The 22,069-nt window shown below is 41.8% G+C and carries 25 protein-coding genes, 2 tRNA genes and 1 riboswitch; of the genes, 6 read left to right on the forward strand and 21 right to left on the reverse strand.

The annotated features are described in order from the left end of the window. Positions 1-87: 87 nt before the first annotated feature. The 4 genes from ribB to SRRS_RS25755 all read right to left on the reverse strand — a co-directional run bounded on the left by ribB (position 88) and on the right by SRRS_RS25755 (position 3,739). The gene (gene ribB / locus SRRS_RS25740) at positions 88-726 is read right to left on the reverse strand and encodes a 3,4-dihydroxy-2-butanone-4-phosphate synthase (RefSeq protein WP_371364477.1); all 639 of its coding nucleotides are present in this window, start codon (positions 724-726) and stop codon (positions 88-90) included. 95 nt (positions 727-821) lie between these two features. Then, a riboswitch (FMN riboswitch) is annotated at positions 822-968 on the reverse strand. A gap of 38 nt (positions 969-1,006) precedes the next feature. Further along, a complete protein-coding gene (locus SRRS_RS25745; protein WP_371364479.1) occupies positions 1,007-2,110 on the reverse strand; it encodes a diguanylate cyclase in 1,104 nt (367 codons plus the stop codon). 77 nt (positions 2,111-2,187) lie between these two features. Continuing rightward, positions 2,188-3,192, reverse strand: a complete 1,005-nt coding sequence (locus SRRS_RS25750; protein WP_371364481.1) for a nucleoid-associated protein — start codon at positions 3,190-3,192, stop codon at positions 2,188-2,190. Positions 3,193-3,295: 103 nt separating this feature from the next. Beyond that, positions 3,296-3,739, reverse strand: coding sequence for a DUF188 domain-containing protein (locus SRRS_RS25755; RefSeq protein ID WP_371364483.1), 444 nt, complete (start codon positions 3,737-3,739; stop codon positions 3,296-3,298). A 186-nt stretch (positions 3,740-3,925) separates the two neighbouring features. On the opposite strand from SRRS_RS25755, the gene SRRS_RS25760 reads away from it, so the two are divergent. Then, entirely contained in the window at positions 3,926-4,486 is a 561-nt protein-coding gene (locus tag SRRS_RS25760; RefSeq protein ID WP_371364485.1) for a UbiX family flavin prenyltransferase, read from the forward strand. Between the two features lie 130 nt (positions 4,487-4,616). Here SRRS_RS25760 and SRRS_RS25765 read toward each other — a convergent pair whose 3' ends face one another. The 7 genes from SRRS_RS25765 to SRRS_RS25795 all read right to left on the reverse strand — a co-directional run bounded on the left by SRRS_RS25765 (position 4,617) and on the right by SRRS_RS25795 (position 10,974). Further along, a complete protein-coding gene (locus SRRS_RS25765) occupies positions 4,617-4,817 on the reverse strand; it encodes a uracil-DNA glycosylase (protein ID WP_371364487.1) in 201 nt (66 codons plus the stop codon). 14 nt (positions 4,818-4,831) lie between these two features. Then, positions 4,832-5,254 (reverse strand): DUF523 domain-containing protein, encoded by a 423-nt coding sequence (locus SRRS_RS25770; protein WP_371364489.1) that lies wholly within the window; start codon positions 5,252-5,254, stop codon positions 4,832-4,834. Positions 5,255-5,406: 152 nt separating this feature from the next. After that, positions 5,407-6,237, reverse strand: a complete 831-nt coding sequence (gene nadC, locus SRRS_RS25775) for a carboxylating nicotinate-nucleotide diphosphorylase (protein ID WP_371364491.1) — start codon at positions 6,235-6,237, stop codon at positions 5,407-5,409. Then, positions 6,234-7,820, reverse strand: a complete 1,587-nt coding sequence (gene nadB, locus SRRS_RS25780; RefSeq protein ID WP_371364493.1) for an L-aspartate oxidase — start codon at positions 7,818-7,820, stop codon at positions 6,234-6,236. Before nadB ends, nadC begins: the two co-directional genes overlap by 4 nt. Further along, complete coding sequence (gene nadA, locus SRRS_RS25785) at positions 7,820-8,725, reverse strand: quinolinate synthase NadA (RefSeq protein WP_371364494.1); 906 nt, start codon at positions 8,723-8,725, stop codon at positions 7,820-7,822. The genes nadB and nadA overlap by 1 nt, the downstream gene beginning before the upstream one ends. Positions 8,726-8,997: 272 nt before the next feature. After that, positions 8,998-9,633, reverse strand: a complete 636-nt coding sequence (locus SRRS_RS25790) for a flavodoxin family protein (protein ID WP_371364496.1) — start codon at positions 9,631-9,633, stop codon at positions 8,998-9,000. Positions 9,634-9,747: 114 nt separating this feature from the next. Next, entirely contained in the window at positions 9,748-10,974 is a 1,227-nt protein-coding gene (locus SRRS_RS25795) for an SLC13 family permease (protein WP_371364497.1), read from the reverse strand. A 700-nt stretch (positions 10,975-11,674) separates the two neighbouring features. Here SRRS_RS25795 and SRRS_RS25800 point away from each other — a divergent pair. Further along, positions 11,675-11,818: a hypothetical protein gene (locus tag SRRS_RS25800; RefSeq protein WP_371364499.1), complete on the forward strand. Its 144-nt coding sequence runs from the start codon at positions 11,675-11,677 to the stop codon at positions 11,816-11,818. A 278-nt stretch (positions 11,819-12,096) separates the two neighbouring features. Continuing rightward, positions 12,097-12,312, forward strand: coding sequence for a hypothetical protein (locus SRRS_RS25805; protein WP_371364501.1), 216 nt, complete (start codon positions 12,097-12,099; stop codon positions 12,310-12,312). Between the two features lie 42 nt (positions 12,313-12,354). Here SRRS_RS25805 and SRRS_RS25810 read toward each other — a convergent pair. Further along, a tRNA-Met gene (locus SRRS_RS25810) sits at positions 12,355-12,429 on the reverse strand. Between the two features lie 151 nt (positions 12,430-12,580). On the opposite strand from SRRS_RS25810, the gene SRRS_RS25815 reads away from it, so the two are divergent. After that, on the forward strand, positions 12,581-13,069 hold the full coding sequence (locus tag SRRS_RS25815) for a CBO0543 family protein (RefSeq protein ID WP_371364503.1): 489 nt from the start codon (positions 12,581-12,583) through the stop codon (positions 13,067-13,069). 165 nt (positions 13,070-13,234) lie between these two features. Next, positions 13,235-13,429 carry a hypothetical protein gene (locus SRRS_RS25820; protein ID WP_371364505.1) on the forward strand — a complete coding sequence of 65 codons (195 nt, stop codon included), beginning with the start codon at positions 13,235-13,237 and terminating at the stop codon, positions 13,427-13,429. A gap of 56 nt (positions 13,430-13,485) precedes the next feature. Here SRRS_RS25820 and SRRS_RS25825 read toward each other — a convergent pair whose 3' ends face one another. Beyond that, positions 13,486-14,655, reverse strand: coding sequence for a LamG-like jellyroll fold domain-containing protein (locus SRRS_RS25825; RefSeq protein ID WP_371364507.1), 1,170 nt, complete (start codon positions 14,653-14,655; stop codon positions 13,486-13,488). Between the two features lie 536 nt (positions 14,656-15,191). Here SRRS_RS25825 and SRRS_RS25830 point away from each other — a divergent pair. Then, entirely contained in the window at positions 15,192-15,398 is a 207-nt protein-coding gene (locus SRRS_RS25830) for a DUF5652 family protein (protein WP_371364509.1), read from the forward strand. Between the two features lie 318 nt (positions 15,399-15,716). Here the strand turns inward: SRRS_RS25830 and SRRS_RS25835 are convergent, their stop codons facing one another. From SRRS_RS25835 to SRRS_RS25870, 8 genes are all read right to left on the reverse strand, one after another. Then, positions 15,717-16,001 carry a hypothetical protein gene (locus SRRS_RS25835; protein ID WP_371364510.1) on the reverse strand — a complete coding sequence of 95 codons (285 nt, stop codon included), beginning with the start codon at positions 15,999-16,001 and terminating at the stop codon, positions 15,717-15,719. A 374-nt stretch (positions 16,002-16,375) separates the two neighbouring features. Then, the gene (locus tag SRRS_RS25840; RefSeq protein WP_371364511.1) at positions 16,376-17,551 is read right to left on the reverse strand and encodes an MFS transporter; all 1,176 of its coding nucleotides are present in this window, start codon (positions 17,549-17,551) and stop codon (positions 16,376-16,378) included. Positions 17,552-17,607: 56 nt separating this feature from the next. Next, positions 17,608-18,075, reverse strand: coding sequence for a DUF5662 family protein (locus SRRS_RS25845; RefSeq protein ID WP_371364513.1), 468 nt, complete (start codon positions 18,073-18,075; stop codon positions 17,608-17,610). Positions 18,076-18,196: 121 nt separating this feature from the next. Beyond that, the gene (locus tag SRRS_RS25850; protein WP_371364515.1) at positions 18,197-18,340 is read right to left on the reverse strand and encodes a hypothetical protein; all 144 of its coding nucleotides are present in this window, start codon (positions 18,338-18,340) and stop codon (positions 18,197-18,199) included. Between the two features lie 597 nt (positions 18,341-18,937). Next, entirely contained in the window at positions 18,938-19,963 is a 1,026-nt protein-coding gene (locus SRRS_RS25855) for a LamG-like jellyroll fold domain-containing protein (protein ID WP_371364517.1), read from the reverse strand. Between the two features lie 433 nt (positions 19,964-20,396). Then, complete coding sequence (locus SRRS_RS25860) at positions 20,397-20,861, reverse strand: cupin domain-containing protein (RefSeq protein ID WP_371364518.1); 465 nt, start codon at positions 20,859-20,861, stop codon at positions 20,397-20,399. Between the two features lie 317 nt (positions 20,862-21,178). Beyond that, positions 21,179-21,257: transfer RNA gene (locus tag SRRS_RS25865), tRNA-Arg, on the reverse strand. Between the two features lie 246 nt (positions 21,258-21,503). Then, a complete protein-coding gene (locus SRRS_RS25870) occupies positions 21,504-21,986 on the reverse strand; it encodes an HIT family protein (RefSeq protein WP_371364520.1) in 483 nt (160 codons plus the stop codon). Between the last annotated feature and the right edge of the window lie 83 nt (positions 21,987-22,069).

Raw genomic sequence — 22,069 nt, forward strand, 5'->3', positions numbered from 1 at the left:
CAGGTCCTGACTTCTTCTTTCGTTAGAAACTATATTTCACAATAGAAAATCCGCAGACAACGTCTGCGGATTGTCAATCCTTTGTTATTATTTTTCCTGCCGGTACTTGATGATATCTTCAACAGTAACTACAGGCATCGCGTTTTTCCTGGCAAAATCAACAATCTCCGGCAGTCTAGCCATAGTGCCGTCAATATTCGTAAGTTCGCATAATACGCCATACGGTTTTAGTCCGGCCAACCGCATTAAGTCTACATTAGCTTCTGTATGCCCCGGCCGTTCCAAAACACCACCGGCTCTCGCCCGAAGCGGAAACACATGGCCCGGACGGCTAAGATGTGCGGGACTCGCATTATCGGCAATAGCAGCTTTTACGGTGGCTACCCGGTCGGCAGCCGAAACACCTGTCGTTACTCCGCAAGCAGCTTCAATAGAGACAGTAAAGGCAGTCTGAAACTGGCTGGTATTGTGTTCTACCATCATGGGCAGACCTAATGCCTGCACCTTTTCTTCCGGTAAGCAAAGACATACAATACCACTTCCCTCACGGATGAGTATAGCCATTTGTTCTTGGGTTAAAGAATCGGCAGCAAAAAAAATATCTCCTTCATTCTCCCGCTGTTCATCATCGGTAACCAGAACACCTTGGCCTTGGCGCAACGCAGCAAGTGCCCGTTCCACCCTTTCCTGATAAGTACCAAATGGAGTTAATAAATTCTGATTCAATTAAGTCGCCTCCTTAAAATGTGTCGACTTACTAGAATCAGGGCGTTTTGGGGACAGAAGCTAGAGAAAAGAAACAATACAACAGGAACAACCTGTCCTATCCTCTTCCGTCCGGACTATACCGTCGGCTCTGGCATCTCACCAGATCTGCTGACCTCCTTAGCAAAAGGAGCGCTCGCGGGCTTCCTAGCTTACACTAGGTTACCGCCGGTGGGGATTCACACCCCGCCCTGAGAATAAGTCTACTTATAGCATACTACTTTCCCTAATATTGTCAATACTACTTACTTACACAATTCCGGCCTTTTTTCTTAGCCCGGTACAACGCAGTGTCAGCAGCCTTGACTACCGCTTCCGGCTGACTATGTTTTTCGCTGCGTTCGGCTACGCCAATACTTATTGTCACAAAAAGCTTCTTGGCAGACTTCCGCTTAGCCTTACCCTTTTTCCCAAAATAAGCATACGGAGTTTTCTCTACTAACTCCCGTATCTTTTCCAGGTGGGGCATAGCCTCTTCTATACTGCTATGGGGAAACACGATCGTGAATTCTTCGCCGCCGTAACGGAATGCCTTTCCCCCACCTGTTACCTGCCGCAGCACAGAAGCCACCAGGCGCAGCACATCATCACCGACATCATGGCCATAGGTGTCATTAAACTTCTTAAAAAAGTCGATATCTACCATGGCAATAGCATACTCGCCTCTTAGCTTCATTAGATCTTCCTTAAGAGCCCGACGAGCGGGCACGCCCGTCAATTCGTCCAGATACGCCATGGCATAAGAATCCTGAATGACTGCAATGATGAGAATAACGCCGGCAACACCAAAGAAAACAGGCAGAGCCAACGATTCTGCTTTTAAATACAGCCCGACAGCAGAGGAAGCTAATACTACAATAAAGGCATTATTCAGGTAAGACTTCGCTTTCCATTGCTTTAGCGCGAACAGCAGAAAAACAATACTATAGGCAGCAATAGCCGATTGCGGCATTGCTGTGTCCATTGGCAGACTTTCGCCGGATACAGTTTTTTCAAAAAAACTCAGCAAGGTGTTATCATTTGTTATCGTTGCGATTGCGATATACATTAATTGAAAAGCAATAACGGCAAAGCGACCAAGGCCCCAGGCGGTAAAAATGCCTCGTTCTTTCAGTTGGGAAAAAATAAATATATTAATTGGCAGCAATGTGCTAATGACAGGAAAAACAGCTGTTGTTACGGCAGGCATCCCTGCAGCACTTGTGGCTAAACCACTAAGCCCACACTGCGAAAGCGCTAAAACAGTAACAACAAAAAAGACCCTGCCGCGATTAAACCACCAGCCGAGCAGCATGCCTACGCCATAAATGACATAAGACAATTCTGCCAGGTTCGGAGGCAGCATATAATCTCCCATAAGCTGAAAATAAGCAATACACACTATAGCTAATAGACAAAAAGGAATTGTTTTTAGAATTGGCATCATTTATTGATTATACTTCCAATATTTTTTAATTGAATCGATATGGTTCCGTCCGGGTTATTAACAAACTCGATAAACTCACTGCTTTCAAAGTAATCTACCGGAAAGGTAAGTTCTATCCCTGTGTCGGTTTTAATCTTGTGACTTTTACCCGCCTTGACGGCTAGAGATTTTTCCACCTTGACGGTTTCAGGAATTCCGGCATTCTTTACTTCATTAATAAATTCTTCCTGCATGAGCGGAGACGAACTGAAGACTTCTTTACCTAGTTCCACCGGGTCGAGATATTCGGATACTTCAATGTTGTCCATAATATAGTTTTTGGTTTTCGAGGCGGCTTCAACCGTGCTTTTCCCATGGTTTTCTGCCACCATCAGTGTAATCGAGTTGACTAAATCCAGTGTTTCCTTAGGAGAAATCAGCGAGCTGCATTCCAGGATACTATCTGCCAGCAGGTACGCATCCAGTCCGTTAACCGAGCGTTTCTTTTCAATAAACTTGATATCCAGCGTCTCGGCGTCGATAAAGGCGTATTCATCCAGTTTCTGCGAAGGGTTAGGCAGAATTGCATAATGATTGACAATATCATTTTTGAGCTTGTCATTTTCCTGCACTACTTGATGAATGAAGCCTACCTTATTACTGCATTTTAAAATCGCAATGCCGCGCGTGCCATCAATAGCAAAATCGCAAATTACAATATCGGTGGAATCTAATACGTCAGATTGGGCAATAGCCGTATACATCGCTTCGGCTACAGATACCGAAAAACTAATAAAATCAACATTACCGGTAAGATATTCCGAAACATGGCTTTTGAATTTGCTATCGGGATGAAAAGTACCTGTCTTAGAGTTCTGCGCCGTATAGGATTTTTCGATATGTTTGGTCAGAAAGGCCATAACACTGTTGCTCTCAATGTCAAGTTCTTGTTCGGAAAATACGGTTACACCAGAATGAAAATCAAGTATATGTAAGATTGCATTATTTATTGTTACTAGCATTGTTCATCGTCCTTTTTCAGTTTTTGAAGAATGAATCCGATTTTATTCCTGATTACATCTGAAAAGATTAGTCCCTTCAGCCAAGTCTATTTTATTGTATCACTCATTGTAAGAGCTGAGAAGTCACTATTCGTTCCAGCGACGCTTTAAACCACTCATCATCTTCACGCCTTCTTTTGCTGGGCCCTTTTGTTCTTCCCCCACCCCGGCGAAACTTAGCTTTTAACTCCCGCTCCTCCAACAAAAATTCAATGGAATCCTTACGATATTCTCTTCCCGACGGACTAAGGCAACAGGCGGATTTCCCCAGTACCATAGCTGCCAAGCCCCAATCCTGAGTAATAATGATATCCCCGGGTTCAGTTAAATTGATAACTTTTATATCGGCTTCCTGTGAAGCGCTGCCTACTACTACATGGTGGTCTGACACAATATTGTGGTTAAAACTGGCTACCGTCCAGACCGGAATCTTGTATTTGCCGCCAATAGACATACATATCTGTAAAACCGCCCGCGGACAGGCGTCAGCGTCGACTACTATTTTCATGATTACCCTTTCTTAAGTAACTATTTTATTCATTATCTTAGTTTACCAAAAATTCCTTGTTCAGGACATACTGTCTAGCTTTTTCTAAAGATAGAATAATTAGACGTGCCTTTTTTCGTTTTCTCACTATTCTGGTATAATCAAGTAAGCATTACTATCAAAAACCTTGGTTGTGAGGAACTAATTATGAAACCTATTGTTGGAATAACAAATGCCACAGGCATGGCGTATGCCGTACACCTTCTGGAAGAATTTAATAAACGCAACGCAAAAACCCGTCTGATTATGAGCCGCGATGCCGAATCTACCCTGCTGCGTGAAACCAATAAAACCCTGGCAGCTGTCAAACAGTTAGTTTCGCATTTTTATTTTGCCGATGAGCAAATGACGCCTGAAGTAATGGAAACTGCAGACTCAATGGTTATTGTCCCCTGCAGCGTAGAAGCTATCGCCGCAATGGTTCAGTCACCACCGCAAAACAGCCTGCAAAATGCAGCGGCATTTACATTAGAAAGCAAAAAGAAATTAATATTGGTAACCAGCGAACCTCGCCTGGGAATCAAGCAGCTTGAGGTTCTGTTACATATGGCACACAAAGGCGCTGTCATTATGCCATACATGCCTAGCTTTTATCATAGACCAGCTACTATTAATGATATAGTAGCCCATCATACTGGAAGAATCTTTGATTTGTTGGATATAGAACACAATATGGTTAAACGCTGGGGAACAAACGGCACTAACTAAACATTGAAATATTCTGAGTGATATACAAAAAGCCGCGATAAATTCGCGGCTTTTTTCAATGCTAATCCACCTGTTGTTCCTACGATTTACGACTCTATCTAATAAAATATCTCACAAGAGAAACACAGCTCTATTGGCCACTCTTTTTATCGAGAAAAGCCAGACACTCCCGCCCTGAGGATTCCCAGACCACTGCCGATGGCGTTTTATAACTTTTAAACCCCATGGCCTTGCAGCCATAGGGGAACGTTTTATCCCAAGTAATGTAGTAGTGCTGGCACCCTACACACCGGAGACGTGAAGGCAGCCCCCTTGTACCAGCTTCCGACATGACACCCTCCTCTATTACAGTTCATCAAGCTGATCTTCATTATATACTGCGATGTTATTCTCTTTAAGCAGCTCGACAAAAATACCATCGCCAGGTATGAGGTTGCCAGAAAAGGAACCATCGTAAATTTGCCCGCAGCCGCAGGTCGGCGATTTCGACTTAAGGATAACTTTATCCGCATTGACTAGTTTTACAATACTTAATGCAGTTTTTGCGCCATATTCATATTCAGCCGTAACATCCTCGCCGTCCCGTGAAACGATCCGTCCCGCTCTTCGTTCGCCACTAGGCCGGGGAATCGGTAAATTCCCCAAGAGTTCCGGACAAATAGGAATCGCCTGACCACGTTTTACCATCTCAACGATTGCAGGTACCGGAAATGCCTGACCATTATACCTGCACTCTACTCCTGCTAAACAAGCACTAACAACTATCATTAACTTTCCTCCGTTTCCCGCATGATACTAACGTCCGTTAATTTATAAGTTATAATACTTCTCTTATCTTGGCTCTTTTCCTCTCAAATCCAGTCCATTAAAACTGAAAAAGCTGAGATAAGGGTATTTTCCCCCTTTCCCAGCTTTTTTTGCTACTCCAACCTTAAACTGATATCAGCGGCCTTGACAGAATGTGTGAGCGCACCACTGGAAATAATGTCAACACCGGTTGCCGCTAACGCGGCTATTTTTTCTAAAGTTACATTACCTGATACTTCTACCAACGCCTGGCCAGCGATGACCTTTACGGCCTCTTTAATCATAGCAAGCTGCATATTATCCAGCATAATAACATCCACACCGGCATTCAGCGCTTCCTGTACCTGGGCCATTGTTTCAACTTCAGCCTCAATTTTAATAAACGGCGATATCCTGCTCTGAACTTTTTGTACTGCCGCCGAAATGCTGCCGGCTGCTTTACTATGATTATCCTTAATCATAACCATAGAGTCCAGACCGTAGCGGTGATTCTTACCGCCCCCCACCGTTACAGCATATTTCTCCAGCATTCGCAGACCGGGCGTAGTTTTGCGGGTGTCAACAATGATTGTTTCGTGCCTGCCGCAGGCTTCCACAAAACGGCTTGTCTGAGTTGCTATCCCCGTTAAGCGCTGCAAAAAATTTAGCGCAACCCTTTCGGCAGCTAATACTGCGCGTGTCGGTCCGTAAACATGAGCCAGCTTTTGCCCGGCTAGTACCTTGTTTCCGTCCGCAAAGTGAAAAACAACCTTTACCCTTTTGTCGAGAAGGGTAAAGGCACGCGAAAATACCTCCTGACCAGCCAAAACCATATCCCCTTTGGCTATAAGAAAACCATTGGCACGATGGCCTTCAGCAAAAATCGCCTCACTGGTAATATCGCCAGACCCAATATCCTCCAGTAACGCTTGACGCAGTAATTCATCCAAGGCTAGTTTATTCATTGCATAACAACCTTCCTTCCCCACTGCTGCAAAGTATGCTTTTGAAACTCCGTGCTTGTTTCCGGAAAATCCGTGCGATAATGCGTTCCCCGGCTTTCCTGGCGAAACAGCGCCGCTTCCACTACCAGCTTAGCCAACTGATATTCATTATAGGCACTGTAGGCATTAGTACTTGTTGTTTTAGTATCAGCCGCATCCACAGGTTCACTTAGCCAATCGGCCATGGCTGCCAAATCTTCCTGGCACCGTATGACTCCGGCAGCTTGATCCAGTTTGCTTCTCAGCAATTTTGCATCCGGATAACCTAACACGGTTTCAGTCCCATCGGAAGGAAGATGGCAGATTGATCTCGGCTTGGGAAAGTCTTGATTGATCGATAATGCAACTCTTCGTCCAAATACTACGCCTTCCAGCAGCGAGTTACTTGCCAGCCGGTTGGCACCATGCACTCCGGTTGCCGCCGCCTCGCCGCAAGCATATAAGCTGGCTATATTGGATCTACCCCACAGGTCTGTCTTAATTCCGCCAATCGTGTAATGCGCCGCCGGGGCAATGGGGATTATATCCTGCTCTAGAAAGTAGTTGTTATGAGCCAACTCGCTATATACTTGCCGGAACCGGTCTGCCAAGTACCCTTTGCCCAAATGCCGGATGTCCAGAAAAACTGGGCCGCACAAACGATTGACTTCACGCAAGACAGCTCTTGATACCTCATCCCGCGGAGCAAGCTCGCCTTGATAATGATAATTTTGCATAAACCGTTCGCGCGCAGCATTAAGCAATACCGCGCCTTCACCTCTGAGCGCTTCGGTTAATAAAAAGACGTTACCCGCTGAGGTCGCAAACGTGGTCGGGTGGAACTGAACAAATTCCATGTCGGCAAGCACGACACCGGCCCGGTAAGCGGCGGCAATGCCGTCCCCACAGGAGGAAACGGCATTCGTTGACCTGCCGAACAATCCGCTATAGCCACCGGTTGCCACAACCACAGCCGCTGCCGACAGGGTAAAAAGTCTTCTGTTTTGTTCAATCATACAGCCGCAGCAACTGTCTTGTGCCGTCAACAAATCAACAAGGAATGCGTTTTCGATCTGTTCAATATTGGGGTGCTTGACCACTTCACCGTACAATATTTCCGCAATATACTTACCGCTATAGTCGTAATAATGCACTACCCGGTTGCGGGAGTGACCGCCTTCCCTGGTTAGAACAAGGCCATCTTTGTTGTGGCAGAAACGGGCTCCCAACGACTCCAGAAAACGCAGTGCCACCGACCCTTCACTAACCAGTACCTGCACAGACTCTTCGTAGCAAATTCCCTGCCCCACCCGCAAAGTATCCTCCCGGTGCGCCTCTATACTGTCATCTTGGCCTACAGCCACAGCCATACCGCCTTGCGCTTTGTAGGTACTGCTATCACTAAGCTGGCCTTTGCTGATAAGCCCAACCCGCAATTTAGGGTCTAATGATAAGGCCGTTGCCATTCCGGCGACCCCGGCTCCAACAATTAGAACATCATATTGCTTGCCTGCCGCCTCTTGCAGCCGCCTCGGCTGACAGGCAATATATTCCCGTCCCGCCATCACGCCAACTCCAGCATCCGGCTGATAGACTGTCTGGCCTTATCAAAGAGCGCCTTATCATTCATGATCTCGTGGCAGTTATTAGCCAGCGCATTATATACACTCTGAATATTGGTCTTTTTCATATCAGGACACACCAAGCCCTCATGCAGCAAAATAAACTGCTTATGGGGCTGGCTGGCTTTTAGGGCAAACAGCACGCCGATTTCCGTACCGATAAGAAATACCTGCGCCGCTGAACTTTCGGCAGAATGGATAATCGCAGAGGTACTGCCGGCAAAGTCAGCTTGTCCCGTAACTTCCGGACAACATTCCGGATGGACTAGTAATTGTGCACCAGGATACCTTGCCCGCATTTTTTCAACATGGTCTGGAGTAACCTGTGCATGAGTAGGACAGCAGCCCTCCCCAAGAACAAATTCTTTTTCTGGCAGGCGTTTAGCAATATAGTCGCCTAAGTTCTTATCCGGCACGAAAATAAGCTTCTTATTAGGCAGCGAGCCTGCTATTTTAACGGCATTAGCTGATGTACAACAGACATCGCTTGCCGCTTTTACTTGTGCCGATGAGTTTATATAGCAGACAACCGCTGCATCGGCATGCTGCTGCTTAAGTCTTTCAATATCTTGCGCGGTGATGGTATCGGCCAGCGGACAGCCTGCAGCCACTTCCGGCAATAACACCGTCTTATCCGGCGAAAGAATTTTCGCCGTCTCGGCCATAAACCGAACACCGCAAAAAACAATAACCTCGGCAGCCACCTTAGCCGCAATTTTGCTTAAGTAAAAAGAATCCCCCACATAATCGGCGACAGCTTGTACTTCCTCAAGTTGATAATTATGTGCCAAAATAACCGCATTACGGTCTTTTTTCAACCTGTCTATTTCTCTTCTCCACTCAGTCAAAATCCCTTTCCCCCTTCTTTCTGTCAACATCGTACGTAAAATTCATTACACCCATTCTACTTACTGTCATGACAACTGTCAATACACATTATTATTGTCATTGGAGATCTCCCAATTTTTTTTGGTTAGGCCTCCTTCTTTAAAATAAAAAAATCCGTAGACAACTTGTCTACGGATAATTCTTTATAGAATACTCTATGAGTAAGACTCCACTGGTAACATATTGAACCATACCAGGAATTATTACAAAACTACTACAACCCCCGGATTTTCTATCGAATAAAATTGGTATAAGTCTTATTCTCAGGTAAAACAGGCTCAACCAGCGGTTTACCTGCAGCCAATACTTTCAGCAGCCAAGCCATATTTTTTCCTAGTATACGCATGATCTGATTGCCTTCTTCATCTTTTTCCGCTTCACCGGCAGCAAGGCCATGGGTAATATTCCAGTAATTCGATGTTGGCATAATCATTTCCGAATAGGTTATATAATGATTGAGTCCATCAAAGGTGGAAATTCCACCTGAACGTCTTAGCGCTGCCACAGTCGCGCCAACTTTATTACGCAGCATAGATTTATTAACAGAGGTAACGAAAAAAGCCCGGTCCAAGAAAGACTTCATTGTCCCGCCGATTCCGGCATAATGCACAGGTGCACCTAATAAAATGCCATCGTCTTCTTTCATCTTTTGAATCCAATCATTCACTTCGTCAGTAGTAACTACACACTTCTCATTCTGATTTCTAACACAACCCATACAGGCCATGCAGCCTCGAACGGCCTTATTGCCGACATGAATTATTTCAAATTCTATCCCTTGGTTTAATAACTCTTCCCCCACAGTTTTTAACGCGTAGTAGGTATTGCCGTCCTTGCGGGGACTTCCGTTAAAAGCTACAACTTTCATGTGTAATCCTCCTAAAATTCATTCCTTGCAAAAACCAAAAAAACTTCTAGCAACTACTATATAGTATGAATCCTATTCGAACAAGCATTCACTCATTTTTTAGTCACAAAACCCTTACCTCACATAGGACAACCATACTACTCCTAATAGGATTGTCAATAAGGTAAGAGGAAAACCCACTTTAAAATAGTCCCATGCTTTTACATCAATATGATCGCGTTTAGCAATTTCCACAACAATGAGATTTGCGATGGAGCCGGAAATAGTAAGATTCCCTGCCAAGGTTGAAAATAACGCAAGCGCCTTCCACCACTGTTCCGCATGCTCCAGTGGAATAAAGAACTTCATCAACAAAACTGCCGGTACATTACTTACAATATTGGATAAAATGAGCGTCACTGCCGCAAACAATCCCATATTATTAAAACCGGAAAGAGACATATGGCTGAACACATAAGTCATCAAGCCACTGCTTTCAACACCGGCAACAATGATAAAAAGACCAATAAAAATGATTAATAAGTTAAAATCCACGCTGGAATATACTTTGTTAGGCTTAACCCGCCTGGTAATAAGGAGGGCTGCTCCCCCCAAGCAGGAAACCAATGCCAAATCATAACCTACCATATAGGCCGCCACAACGAGTACAAACACAATCAAGCTCTTGATGATAAGATACATATGTATAGTAACACTGCTTGTCTCTGATACACTTAGACGTCCCTCAAGTTCCTGTCTATAGAAGCAGGCTATGGCGGTATACGCAGCAATCAGCCCGATAAGCGCTACAGGGCAAGCGGTAGAAAAATAACTGACAAATGGCATTCCTGACAAACTCCCGACCAAAATATTCTGGGGATTACCCAATAAGGTTGCTGCACTGCCAATATTAGATGCCATCGCTACACCAAGTAGATGCGGTAGAGGATTGCAGCTAACCTTTCTGCATACCAGCAACACAACTGGTGTAAAGAGCAAACAAATAATATCGTTGATAGCCAACGCCGACATAATACCGCTCGATATTATAGTTGCAAAAAGAAGTTGCCTCTTACTAGTAACCTGTCGGCATACCACCTCGCCCACCCATTCAAAGAAGCCTGCCAGCTTCAAATTTGCAACAATAATCATCATGGAAAACAATATTATAATTGTCTTAAAATCAACAGCAGCTGTCGCTTGCTCAAACGACATAACGCCTGTACCGATCGTCGCAACGGCTCCAATAATAGCGGCCCCAGCCCGATCTACTCGAAATATCGGACTTTTTCCCAACGTAAAAATAACAAGCACTGCAATCAGTATTAATCCGGCCCAGAACATTTCTACCCTATATTCCACACTTACGCCACCTTCCTCCTATCAACCTTAACCTATACCGAAAAAGCTAAAAAATCCGCAAGCGCAATGCTTACGGATACCAAAATACCACAAAACATACTGTTTTTTCAAATCGTTAAGCATATTTACTATAATCATTCGTTATTTATACAGTTTTTCCTTGCAATCATTGGGGAAATTAAGTAAATGAGCTGCCCTGGTTTTACGACAGAAGAACTCTAAATAAAAAAATCTTGCTGAACTCGAAAAAATAATAATTTATGGTAGACAAAAAGGCAATAGACAGAATATAATGAAAATAGGAATAATAATGGGAGGCGGTAATATGCTTAAAAATTATCCTGCTACTCAATTATTTCTTTTTTCGATACTAACCCTACTAACTTTAGTCCTCATTACCCCGTTGGTAAAGGATTACTATAATTTTGCTGCAATACTGGATAGTATAAAATTTATTGTAAAGGTTATCTGTGGATTCCTCTTGTTCTTTACGCTAATCGACTTAGTAGACTTAATACATGCCAGAAATCAAAATCTATTTCACTAATAAATAAAGTGTCACCCACCAGGCTAACCATTAGGCTTTCCCAACCTGGTCCAAACAAAGGTAAGGCCACTATTATGGAGTGGCCTTTTTTTCTCGTTTTTTACCAGCCATTAAAGTCTGTTAAATGGGCAAAATATTTTCGGAGGTGATACTATGAGAAATGAATGCCGGAATCAGAATAACGATCAGTGCCGTAATGAGAGCCGTAAAAACCTCGAATTCGCACGTGAGTTATCCAACGTAGAGGAACGCTGTGATGAGAAAAATTGCGGTGGTGGCTGCGCCAGAAAACGGTAATCTTCTCAAATAGATCAATCTCCGGTTTCCCTGTTATATTCTTTTCCATAAAAACGGTGACTTCTTCGTCACCGTTTTTATGTTATATACGCTACTAATCTTTCTTAAGAAGCTTATTTAGCAGTTAGCTAAATTTAAAAAGCCGCACCAAATCGATACGGCAAATTTATTTCTTACTTATTTCGCTTCTCTTCTATACCCGAATGGGTAATGATAAAATCACCTCAAGTATAGAATTAGCTAAAAAAATAGACGATATTCAGTAAAGGAGTGATCCTATGCAATGTCCTAACTGTGGCACAACTACTCGTTTTGATTTTTCTCGTTGTCCTTCTTGCGGTTATCTGCTAACAATAGAACACGAGCAGCCCATCCCTAACTGGAGACTATTACCGGGATTTCGTACGAAAACGCCATGGAAGATGATTGTCGCCGGTATTGTCTATTTCATTATATTGATTGCAATTATTGCTCCTTTGTTCCTTGGTTACTAAAACAAGAACGTCTACCATAGAAAAAGAAACGCGGTCAATATTTGGTTGCGGGGACAGGATTTGAACCTATGACCTTCGGGTTATGAGCCCGACGAGCTACCGCTGCTCTACCCCGCGATTATATATTTCCCCGTTTATTAGAAATTACTCCAAAAATTTAAAGTAGTTAACGAGGGCCAGCTCCGGTGTAGTCTTATCAAACAATTAATAGGAGGGCCGAGATGTTTGTCCGGTAAATGGGAAATATACTGTTATCTGCTTTTACGGGGTGAATTACTTGATACTAGACGACACGATTCTCCTTTATTTTGCCTGGAGTATAACAATACTAAGTTTTTTTTTTTGTATTCCTAAAAGCAAACTGCACTTAGCATTGCTGGCCTTCATGTTTAAACAAGTTTTAACTTGGCCGTTAGGCCTATATGTTGTTGATATGGGTTGGATACAGTACCCGATACGATTCTTCGAAAATGCAAATCAAACTAGTTTTACTTTTGAATTTTTTTTCAGCCCTATTATTTGTGCCTATTTCAATATTTACTTTCCAGAAGATAAGTCCCCACTGGTAAAGCTGGCATATTACGCACTATTCTGTACTGCACTGACATTAAGTGAGTTATTTATATTACATCATTCAAATCTTATCGTATATATCCATTGGAATGCTTACTCGACTTGGCTCTCGCTCTTTATCACATTCTATATTACGCGGCAGTTTTGTCTGTGGTTTTTTCAGTCATATAATAAACGTTCTTAAATTACTGTGTATAATCTTAAATCAGTGTTTCCTTCTCTCGAAGATACAACCAACCGTGAAACCGCTAGATGAGGGATAGAGAATAAATGATTACAATCTACATAACCTAAATTAGAAAATCCGTACATCTGCCAACAAAAAAAACACTACAAGGAGGCAACATTTATGGAAAATTCCGCTGAAGAAACCAATGCTTCGGTTGGGTATGGCCCCAACAACCCCGAGCCACCTTCCTTAAAAGAATCAAATCTTCCGGTAGAAAAAGATGCACTGCATTCAGCTACAGAGTATATCGAGGGGAAAAATACCGTACCTGATGTTAATCCATCTGTAAAAATAGTTAATAGAACAGAACCCTAGCAGAAATGAAGACCGCCCACCAGAAAGTCTGGCGGGCGGTCTAATTATTATTGTGATTACTTAAGTTCCAGTACCTCAAAGCTGATAATCTTATCAAAAGCCAAATATTCTTTGCTGCTCTGAGTGCCTACCTTTTTAGTCAGCATATATCCTGCCGTATCTGCACTTGTATGCTTCATAAACCAGTTAACAAAAGCGTCGATATCAGCAATAGGCATTTGGAAATCACGCTCACTGGAGTCAATTACGGTTACCCGAAGCAATCTATCCCCTATAGGCGGTGTTACTACTGCCTGAGGCGTAGCTGGCGCTTCATTTGAGGGGCCACTCTCACCATTAGCGGTAATGGCAGTCACCACGTAATAGTAGGTAGTACCGTTTGTTAAGGGTGAATCTACATAGCTGGTTCCTGATACGTTGCTAGCAATAGTAGTGTACGGACCACCGGCAGTGGTGGAGCGTTTAACATTATAGCCGGTTGCACCAGTTACTGCGTTCCAATTAAGGGTTACTTTAGCGTCACCTGCGGTGGCGGTTAGGTTGGTAGGTGCGGGTACTGATGGTGTTGGTGTCCCACCATCATAAGGAGGTGGGGAATCGGGATTCCACCGGGCAATCCCTTTAGAGATTCTTATCTCATCCATGTAGCCTTTATGGAAAAAGTCTATATTACTGCTAGAGTTATAATAATATCCAATTAATGGGCTAGTCGAATTTATTAACGACAGAGTTCCAACATTATTTGTACTGGTTAGTACACCATTTTCGAACGAATACACATAAGAACCGCTTCTTGCTATGGCTCGATGTACCCATTTATTTGCTTGTTGTGTTCCAATTTTACATACCAAATCAAAATTAGAATTGCTAGACGATAAATATAACACAACAGCGTTCGCCCCATAAGCGTGATTATTCATTATTGCCCAAGAACCGAAACTCATTTGATCACTACTTAAAAGGCCTCCAACTTCAGTTGAGCTGAGAGAGTAATCCCAAAACTCAATAGTCCAGTCTCCTGCTCCAAAGCTAAAATCGTTTAGCGAACTGTGTGTTCTTAAATACTGTCCTGACCCATTTAGATAAAGACTTCCTGCGCCAAACTTATTCTGCGAAGCACTAGTCGTGGCACCTCCGTTCGCAGTCCATACCTTCCCGGTTTCATCCTTAATCCCATCGTCAAAATGCAATAACGACACTGTATGTTCGTCTACTTGATAAGCCATTTACATTCCTCCAAATTAATATTTTGAGACCCAACATAGCTAAGGAACTCTTAGTTTCACTGTGTGTTTCCTGTATATCGGCTCTCATATAGATACATTCATGTTGAATCTCTTTTTAAACTAGACAATCTTACTTTTTTGCATGAAAAAAAGAGCCTTGTGGCTCTTAGATAAATAACGATCATTACGTATCCAGTGTTTATCATCACTGTAATTCTTGCACTATTTATCTACATCTACACCTAGTTTTATTTTTGAAAACTCTTTAAATAACTCTTCATTATCAGCCATCTGTTTGGCGTCCCTAACAAGTTGAATTCGTTTTCCCATATCTGAGCATATACAGTCAAAAGGCATGTCATTATCACAAATTAAGCATTTAATAATACCAACCCCTCTCAGGATTTAGATTCTGCAAAAGAAATTTATTTCCTCTTTTTGCCAGATATTGATAAATTCCCGACTCGTTGCCCTTTTGTATGATAAAAACTTGTCCTAGCCATCCTATGCTTAATTAAACATAAAGGGAGAATTTTATGGAAAACGTAATGACTACCATTTACCAGAACCCGTGGATGCTTAGTTTAATAGTTATATGGAGTTTAGCATGGAAGGCGATTGCTACCTGGCATGCAGCTAGGAATAATCAACCAGCATGGTTTATTGCCCTATTTGTCGTCAATACTTTGGGCATATTAGAGATTATTTATCTTGTCTTCTTCTCCAAAAGAAAATCGAAATAAGAGTTATTTATCATGTCACCGTTTAGGCAAATATCGCATATAATACTAATGACACTGTACCACTCCCTCAATCACGGTTACGTTTAGGCTATCTCTTAGCAAAGAGCGGTATTAATTACCGTTCTTTATTTTTGTATAAGATTAGGTTACCGGACATAACATAATATCGAGGATGACGCTTCCTCTTGTATAGCCAGGGGACTGATCGGAAAAAAATGTACCCTGGCTCCTGACCTCCATTCCTACCTCCATACTTGTTAAATAGCGGCGATAAGTCGCTATTTATTTTTTTAGTTCCCGAGGGCTTGCTAAGTGTTATTAGCCGTCAAGCTTGTCTACTAGTTTAGTAATTGCCGCATCCATTTCTAGTTGCAAAGCCGTAACCAAAGTGCCAGCCACAAGCGTCAAACCAGAAATATAGAAATTGTTTCGCATTTTAACCCACAGGCTTGAGGTTTTCTCAATCTCTGCCTTTTGCTGTGCAATAACCTTATTAACGGCTACTGTTACAGCATCATTTGCAACAGTACTTAACATTTCGGACATTCCTTTTAATGCCTCATTAATGGCTTGGCTTTGGATATTTTTCATTTCGTTTGTCATTTTAATTCCTCCTGATTTTTTTATTTAGAGTTGACTGACGCAGAGTTCAGTTTGTGTGTATTCAATCACTACCCCACCTCCATCTAATTTCATACATTCTTAAAGGTTATGAAAATAAACTTAGTAAATCCAGACACAAAAAAAGGCTACCAACAGGTAACCCCCAAAACATATACTTTATTAATCTTCTCGTTTAACAAAACCATCAACGCCGCCGGCCTGAGCTAACTGGCGGCTTGATACCATATTACTACAGAAAAAAAGGAATATAGTGCAGCACTAAAAAAGAACACAAAAAAGCAAGGCCCAGAACTCCGAAGCCTTGCTATTATTGTATTAAATGGTGCGCCTGGAGGAACTCGAATATTAGCCTCTCATTTAGCCGGCGCAGCTCTTTTCGACATAAAAATATAATAAAACACCGCGGTAATACCAACAATAGCTGCATTAAACAAATACATATAACTATATCCTCCAAAAGCAACTACTATACTAAGAAGAAAGGATCCAAGTCCAACACTAATATCCAAAGCTAAAAAATACGTGGCCGTAGCTACACCCACGCGGTGTTCAGGTAAATTCCGTATAGCAAGCGTTTGGAAGGCAGGACTAAGCGCCCCAAATCCTATCCCGATAATAGCTGCTGATATTAGAAATCCTAGTAACCCTTGTATTTGACTCAAGCTAATTAACCCAAGCAAGAACATTATGAACCCTGGATAAATTACCATATTAGCACCATATTGATCAAATATTTTACCTACTATCGGCCGCGTTGCCAAAATAACTAAAGCAAAGACAGCAAAAAAGGCACTCGTATACTCTATCAGATTTATGTACTTAGCATATAGCGGAATAAACACTAATACCCCTGTATAAGCAAAAAATACCAACCCCCCCATCAGAGCCATTGATAAAGCTTTGGGTTCTATAAACCGATTACCTTGTGAAGATTCGGTTGTCAGTTTGACTGCCTCTCCGGAATTTTGGGGTAAGCTATTTCTATTCCCACACCAAAAAGATAACGTCGCCAAGGCAACACACCCGGCAAATAGTATAGTGAACGGATAATGAGAAATAATTATTAAACTGAAAAAGGGACCTACTACCATCGCCAAATTGGTAAATACAGCAAAATAACCTATCCCCTCTCCTTTACGCTGCTGCGGGAGCACCAAGGTAGCAATCGTTGCTACTGTTGTGGTGCCTATGGCAAATATAGCCCCGTGGAGAAGCCGTACCGCTAATAAAATATACAGATTGTTTACAACTAGGTACATGATACTGGTCAAGAAAAAAATTCCTAAGGATAGTAAGAGCATCTTCTTTTTATCAAAACTATCTATCCATTTACCTGCGAGAGGTCTTGCTAAAACAGCACCAATCTGAAAAAAGGTCATAGCTAGTCCCGCCTGCCTCTCATTACCATTGAGGCTGTCCATAACAAAGACCGGAAGTGCAGCAACTAAGGCATAATGGGTCATATACTGAAAAAAACTGCTTAAGCTCATTCCTACAAAACCTTGCGTCCATATTGATTGCTTTTGCATAAAATCACCTTATCTCCTGGAATGTTTAGGCTGCATACTATACGAATGCCACTGGGTTATCTTCTTTTATTTATTTCAAGTTCTAACCATTGGCGCGTTTCTGGATGTAAGACAAGTTTATCTTTCCATTTGTAATACCAAGTATATATATCACTACGCTCGGGATTTCGCGAAACTGCCAACCAGTCTGCAAGCATTTCTTTCCTATACCGCTCAGGAATTGGAAATACCTTCTGTTCCCCGTTATCTAAATACACAACCCAATACTGCCAATGATGCGGATTGTTATGGTAATGATGATTCCAACATGCTATTACTTGGCATTCTAATGTATGAAGGTCACAATAAACGTCTTCATACTGAAAAGCATTACATCCAACACGTAAGGCCTTAGTACGAGGTATCCATTCCGCCGGAAAAAACTTACTTAGATCATGTAATAATCCTTGCACGGGAATACCCAAACGGCAGCATTCAATAAATACAAACCACTTATGTTTTAATACGGATACAAAATATGACATGTTCTCACTCATATATTAATAATAAAACAAAAGAAAGCTCCAAGCAAATCAGCCCATCACTTCCGAATCTTAAAGAAAAAATCCCATCCCCCGGCACCGGCTGAGGAATAGGATTCTCAATTTATTGCTGATCTGCTTTATCCAAGTTGTCGGCAATTCGTTTTAACGATTTTGAAATACTGTACAGCAAGTATAAACCTCCACCTACTACTGCTACATGAAATATTTGAAAAACAATTATTCCATAAGGCATATGACCGTACATATAAATACCCCCTCAGTTCAATATCGAAGATCAATGTATATCGTTCTGCATTCTTAATGCAAATCCAATAATTAGATAATAAACGCCAATATATAGAATTTCCTTAGAACTAAAAAAAGCCCACTCTCGTCCAAAGTTAGGAGTGGGCAAAAGACGAAAAAGCAAGGCTCAGAATCTCTGATGCCTTGCTTTTGTTGTATTTACACCAGTTGCTCCATTAATGCTCAATTAAACCACAAATTTTCACCGTGAAGCAGTTTGACTTCCTTATTAGCGATACGACACAAATATCTAATACCTCGGCCACAGGTAAACCCATCCTAGCGCTGGTAATTAATAGTCAGAAGCAACTGCAAAAAATTCTTAACAAAAGTACGACGATTACCAATATGAGCCAAGTCAAATCGCACTCCGGAACAAGAGAATCACAACCACAACCAAAGCGCATGAACAATACCTCCCACGAAATAACTTATCAATGTAATTTATGATAGGTAGAGAAAAACCGCCACTAACAATAAAAACTGCGCCCCGGAGGATGTGGCTCACTTGATAGCATAAGAGAGCGAATGGGAAAAACCATGTAATGTGGTAAAGTTACTTATTAACTACCGAAACAACTTTAAAGCTAATAATTTTATCAAAGGATAAATATTCCTTACTCAGATCCACTGAGTCATTAATTGCATAGCTCATAGCATCAGCAGCTACATGATGATTATACCAGTTAACAAACCCATCAATTTCGCTCTTCGACAACCAATATTCACGCTCACTGGAATCAATCATAATGACTCGCAATAATGATTGCTCATTATCTCCAGGTGTAGTGTTGGCCTTAGGTGTAGCAGATGCTTCATTCGATGGGCCACTCTCCCCATTAGCGGTAATAGCAGTCACTACATAATAGTAGGTGGTACCGTTAGTTAAACCAGAATTCACATAGCTGATTCCAGACACATTGCTGGCGATAGTAGTATATGGGCCACCAGCAGTAGTTGACCGTTTAACATTATAACCTGTTGCGTCGGTTACTGCGTTCCAGTTAAGGGTTACTTTAGCGTCGCCTGCGGTAGCGGTTAGGTTGGTTGGTGCTGGAATTGTTGGTGTACCGCCCTCATAAGGTTCCGTTGGCGGTGTAAAATTGTCAGTCCAACGGGCAATGCCTTTTGATATTCGGAATTCATCAATATAGCCTTTACAGTAGAGATTGCGATATCGTCCAATATTCACCTTAGTTGCTGACACAAATGATCTGCCTGTAACGTTTACTTTATTTTGTAGGATCCCATTTTCAAATAGATATATTGTATTGCCTCGGCGACAAACAGCATAGTGAACCCAAATATCCTTACGAATAGTCCCCATTTTAACACTACTAGCAACATCCCACACACTATTCCCTGCGGAAGATGCATAAAATGCTAAATCAGGAGTAGTGTACTCGGAACCAGTACGATAATTAAGTGCAAATAAATAATTACCATCGCTCGATTCAGCACTAACTGTTGTGCCTGTTATATCAGTTAAATATTGCCACCAATCAATTGTAAAGTCACCCGAACCAAAGTTAAAATCATCTGAAGCACCCACAGTTATAGTTTGGCTACCATTCAAAAACAAACTTGATCCGCCGAACTTGCTTTGAGCAGTGCTTACACTAGCACCATTTTCAGCAGTTCATACCTTCCCCGTTTCATCCTTAATCCCATCATCAAAATGTAATAATGATACTGTGTACTGATCTAATGCCATTCTTCATTCCTCCAATTAATTTATTAAGCCGACATAGCCAAGGAACTCTTATTATCGCTGTGTGTTTCCTGTACATCGGCTTCCACTAAGATACATTCCGTAGTTACGATAAACTAAACTACCAAATGAAACTATTTCTACTTTTTATCCGTACATATAACTTTGCTTTTGGATAAGTTATCATCAGAACTCTTAAAAACAAAAAAGCCACCTACCAGGCGAGCCGGTAGGCGGCAATATCTTTTGCAACAAATCAGATAGTTTATGAATGGCGAACTACTCGTTATCCGTGAGCTGTTTCTTAATAGCTGTGTTCATCTGCCTCGGCATCTGCCTTTGTTAGGTGTACAGTTCCTTTCGGATGTTGGGGTGGCGCATAAATTGAATATAGTTTCAATGGGATTTCCCCCGTATTAATTAGGTTATGCCAAGTCCCCGCTGGAATAACAAAGGCATAACCATCACCGACATTTCTTTGGAAACACAAATCATTTTTGCGTGCGCCCATTTTAACAATTCCCAACCCTTTTTCAATATGAATGAACTGGTCAAGATGAGGGTGAATTTCCAGCCCGATATCACTGCCAACGGGAATACACATTAGGGTTAGCTGCATAAAGTCGCCCGTCCATATAGCGGTGCGGAATGTTTTATTTTGTTTTGTCGCCTGCGCTATATTTATGACAAAAGGTTTTGGACCATGGTCAATTATCTGATAAGCGTTTGGCGCTTTGTTCATGTAAAATTTGGGGCAATGGTAATTCATATTATCCTCCTTTTTCTGGGCGTTTGTTACCATTATATGACGCTACGCAGAATTAGGTGATGTGTATATTCATTATGTCTATTGGGCGTATGGAATACTCTCCACTCTATACCAGGCCGTGATCGTGAATCAGCAAAAAATGTAAGCAAGATTTATGATTTGAAAACCGATGAAAATGATGATTCAAAACAAAAATAGCAGGCTCGAAATTATCGAACCTGCATTAAAAATTCATCATGTTGCTACGGGGTTGCACCACCCCGTAGACGCGGTTATGATTGCTCCACACCATAGATGCCTGAGTTTACTACATTTTCTGGTGCGCCCGGAGGGACTCGAACCCCCGCAAGACGCGGTTTAGGAAACCACCGCTCTATCCACCTGAGCTACGGGCGCATGTCTTAAATCCTTGATTTATCTGTACTTGAGCTATCTTCCTTACCTGCTTATAATACTCTATTTGAGCTTGAAAATCAACTTTTTAGTATCAATCAAACCAAATGGAATCATATGACATTAAAAAAGTTACACAATAGCATAACTGGCAGGTTCTACAGGAATGACATCCGTTGAGATAACGATAATCAGTATAGCATTTTGGGTATGGTGTGTCAATTGTAAACTCCCCCAGCACTAGCTTTTTCAACCAGATATATGAGAAGAAATCAGATTTTGGATATACGCAGTTACAGCAACAATATCATTTTCTTTCATAAGTTCTGGCGTTGTTTTGCATTTTTGTCTGTAAAAGCTTAATAATTTGGCTCCATCTACTCTATTACCAATGTATATATCTTGGGCAGATTGATTTAGCATCCATTTATAGCGCGGAAAGATATGCATGTGAAAGTGCGTTGTTTCCTCACCGAAATTAGCTATATATACTTTCTCGACCCCGTCTACCTGTTCTAAAGCCGTCACAGCCAACTTCATTATAGTTCCCATCTGCAAAATCTCCGTTTGATTCAAATCACTAAATGATTCTACATGCCGCAACGGTGAAATAATCAAATATCCGGGTATATTTATGTCAATACAATGATGTAAAACAATATAATCATCTTTATAAATTATTCCGCCAGTTGGCAATAGCTCAGCGTTAACTATACTACAAGTAAGACACATAAGGCTCCTCCAAATAAAGTATTACTCTTTCTCCTTCCTTACTTTTAGGTTCATATTATGAAAGGCAGTATTAACTGATAACA

Origin of the sequence: Sporomusa rhizae (genome assembly GCF_041428845.1) — a bacterium.
Taxonomy (GTDB): domain Bacteria; phylum Bacillota; class Negativicutes; order Sporomusales; family Sporomusaceae; genus Sporomusa; species Sporomusa rhizae.

Coding starts and splice junctions, on each gene's coding strand:
- SRRS_RS25745 (WP_371364479.1), bottom strand. CDS start 2,110: ATGCTGCCTCCGAACCTGGCAGAATTGTCTTATGTCATTTATGGCGTA.
- SRRS_RS25750 (WP_371364481.1), bottom strand. CDS start 3,192: ATGCTAGTAACAATAAATAATGCAATCTTACATATACTTGATTTTCAT.
- SRRS_RS25755 (WP_371364483.1), bottom strand. CDS start 3,739: ATGAAAATAGTAGTCGACGCTGACGCCTGTCCGCGGGCGGTTTTACAG.
- SRRS_RS25760 (WP_371364485.1), top strand. CDS start 3,926: ATGAAACCTATTGTTGGAATAACAAATGCCACAGGCATGGCGTATGCC.
- SRRS_RS25765 (WP_371364487.1), bottom strand. CDS start 4,817: ATGTCGGAAGCTGGTACAAGGGGGCTGCCTTCACGTCTCCGGTGTGTA.
- SRRS_RS25770 (WP_371364489.1), bottom strand. CDS start 5,254: ATGATAGTTGTTAGTGCTTGTTTAGCAGGAGTAGAGTGCAGGTATAAT.
- nadC (WP_371364491.1), bottom strand. CDS start 6,237: ATGAATAAACTAGCCTTGGATGAATTACTGCGTCAAGCGTTACTGGAG.
- nadB (WP_371364493.1), bottom strand. CDS start 7,820: ATGGCGGGACGGGAATATATTGCCTGTCAGCCGAGGCGGCTGCAAGAG.
- SRRS_RS25790 (WP_371364496.1), bottom strand. CDS start 9,633: ATGAAAGTTGTAGCTTTTAACGGAAGTCCCCGCAAGGACGGCAATACC.
- SRRS_RS25800 (WP_371364499.1), top strand. CDS start 11,675: ATGAGAAATGAATGCCGGAATCAGAATAACGATCAGTGCCGTAATGAG.
- SRRS_RS25805 (WP_371364501.1), top strand. CDS start 12,097: ATGCAATGTCCTAACTGTGGCACAACTACTCGTTTTGATTTTTCTCGT.
- SRRS_RS25820 (WP_371364505.1), top strand. CDS start 13,235: ATGGAAAATTCCGCTGAAGAAACCAATGCTTCGGTTGGGTATGGCCCC.
- SRRS_RS25825 (WP_371364507.1), bottom strand. CDS start 14,655: ATGGCTTATCAAGTAGACGAACATACAGTGTCGTTATTGCATTTTGAC.
- SRRS_RS25830 (WP_371364509.1), top strand. CDS start 15,192: ATGGAAAACGTAATGACTACCATTTACCAGAACCCGTGGATGCTTAGT.
- SRRS_RS25835 (WP_371364510.1), bottom strand. CDS start 16,001: ATGACAAACGAAATGAAAAATATCCAAAGCCAAGCCATTAATGAGGCA.
- SRRS_RS25840 (WP_371364511.1), bottom strand. CDS start 17,551: ATGCAAAAGCAATCAATATGGACGCAAGGTTTTGTAGGAATGAGCTTA.
- SRRS_RS25845 (WP_371364513.1), bottom strand. CDS start 18,075: ATGTCATATTTTGTATCCGTATTAAAACATAAGTGGTTTGTATTTATT.
- SRRS_RS25850 (WP_371364515.1), bottom strand. CDS start 18,340: ATGTACGGTCATATGCCTTATGGAATAATTGTTTTTCAAATATTTCAT.
- SRRS_RS25860 (WP_371364518.1), bottom strand. CDS start 20,861: ATGAATTACCATTGCCCCAAATTTTACATGAACAAAGCGCCAAACGCT.
- SRRS_RS25870 (WP_371364520.1), bottom strand. CDS start 21,986: ATGTGTCTTACTTGTAGTATAGTTAACGCTGAGCTATTGCCAACTGGC.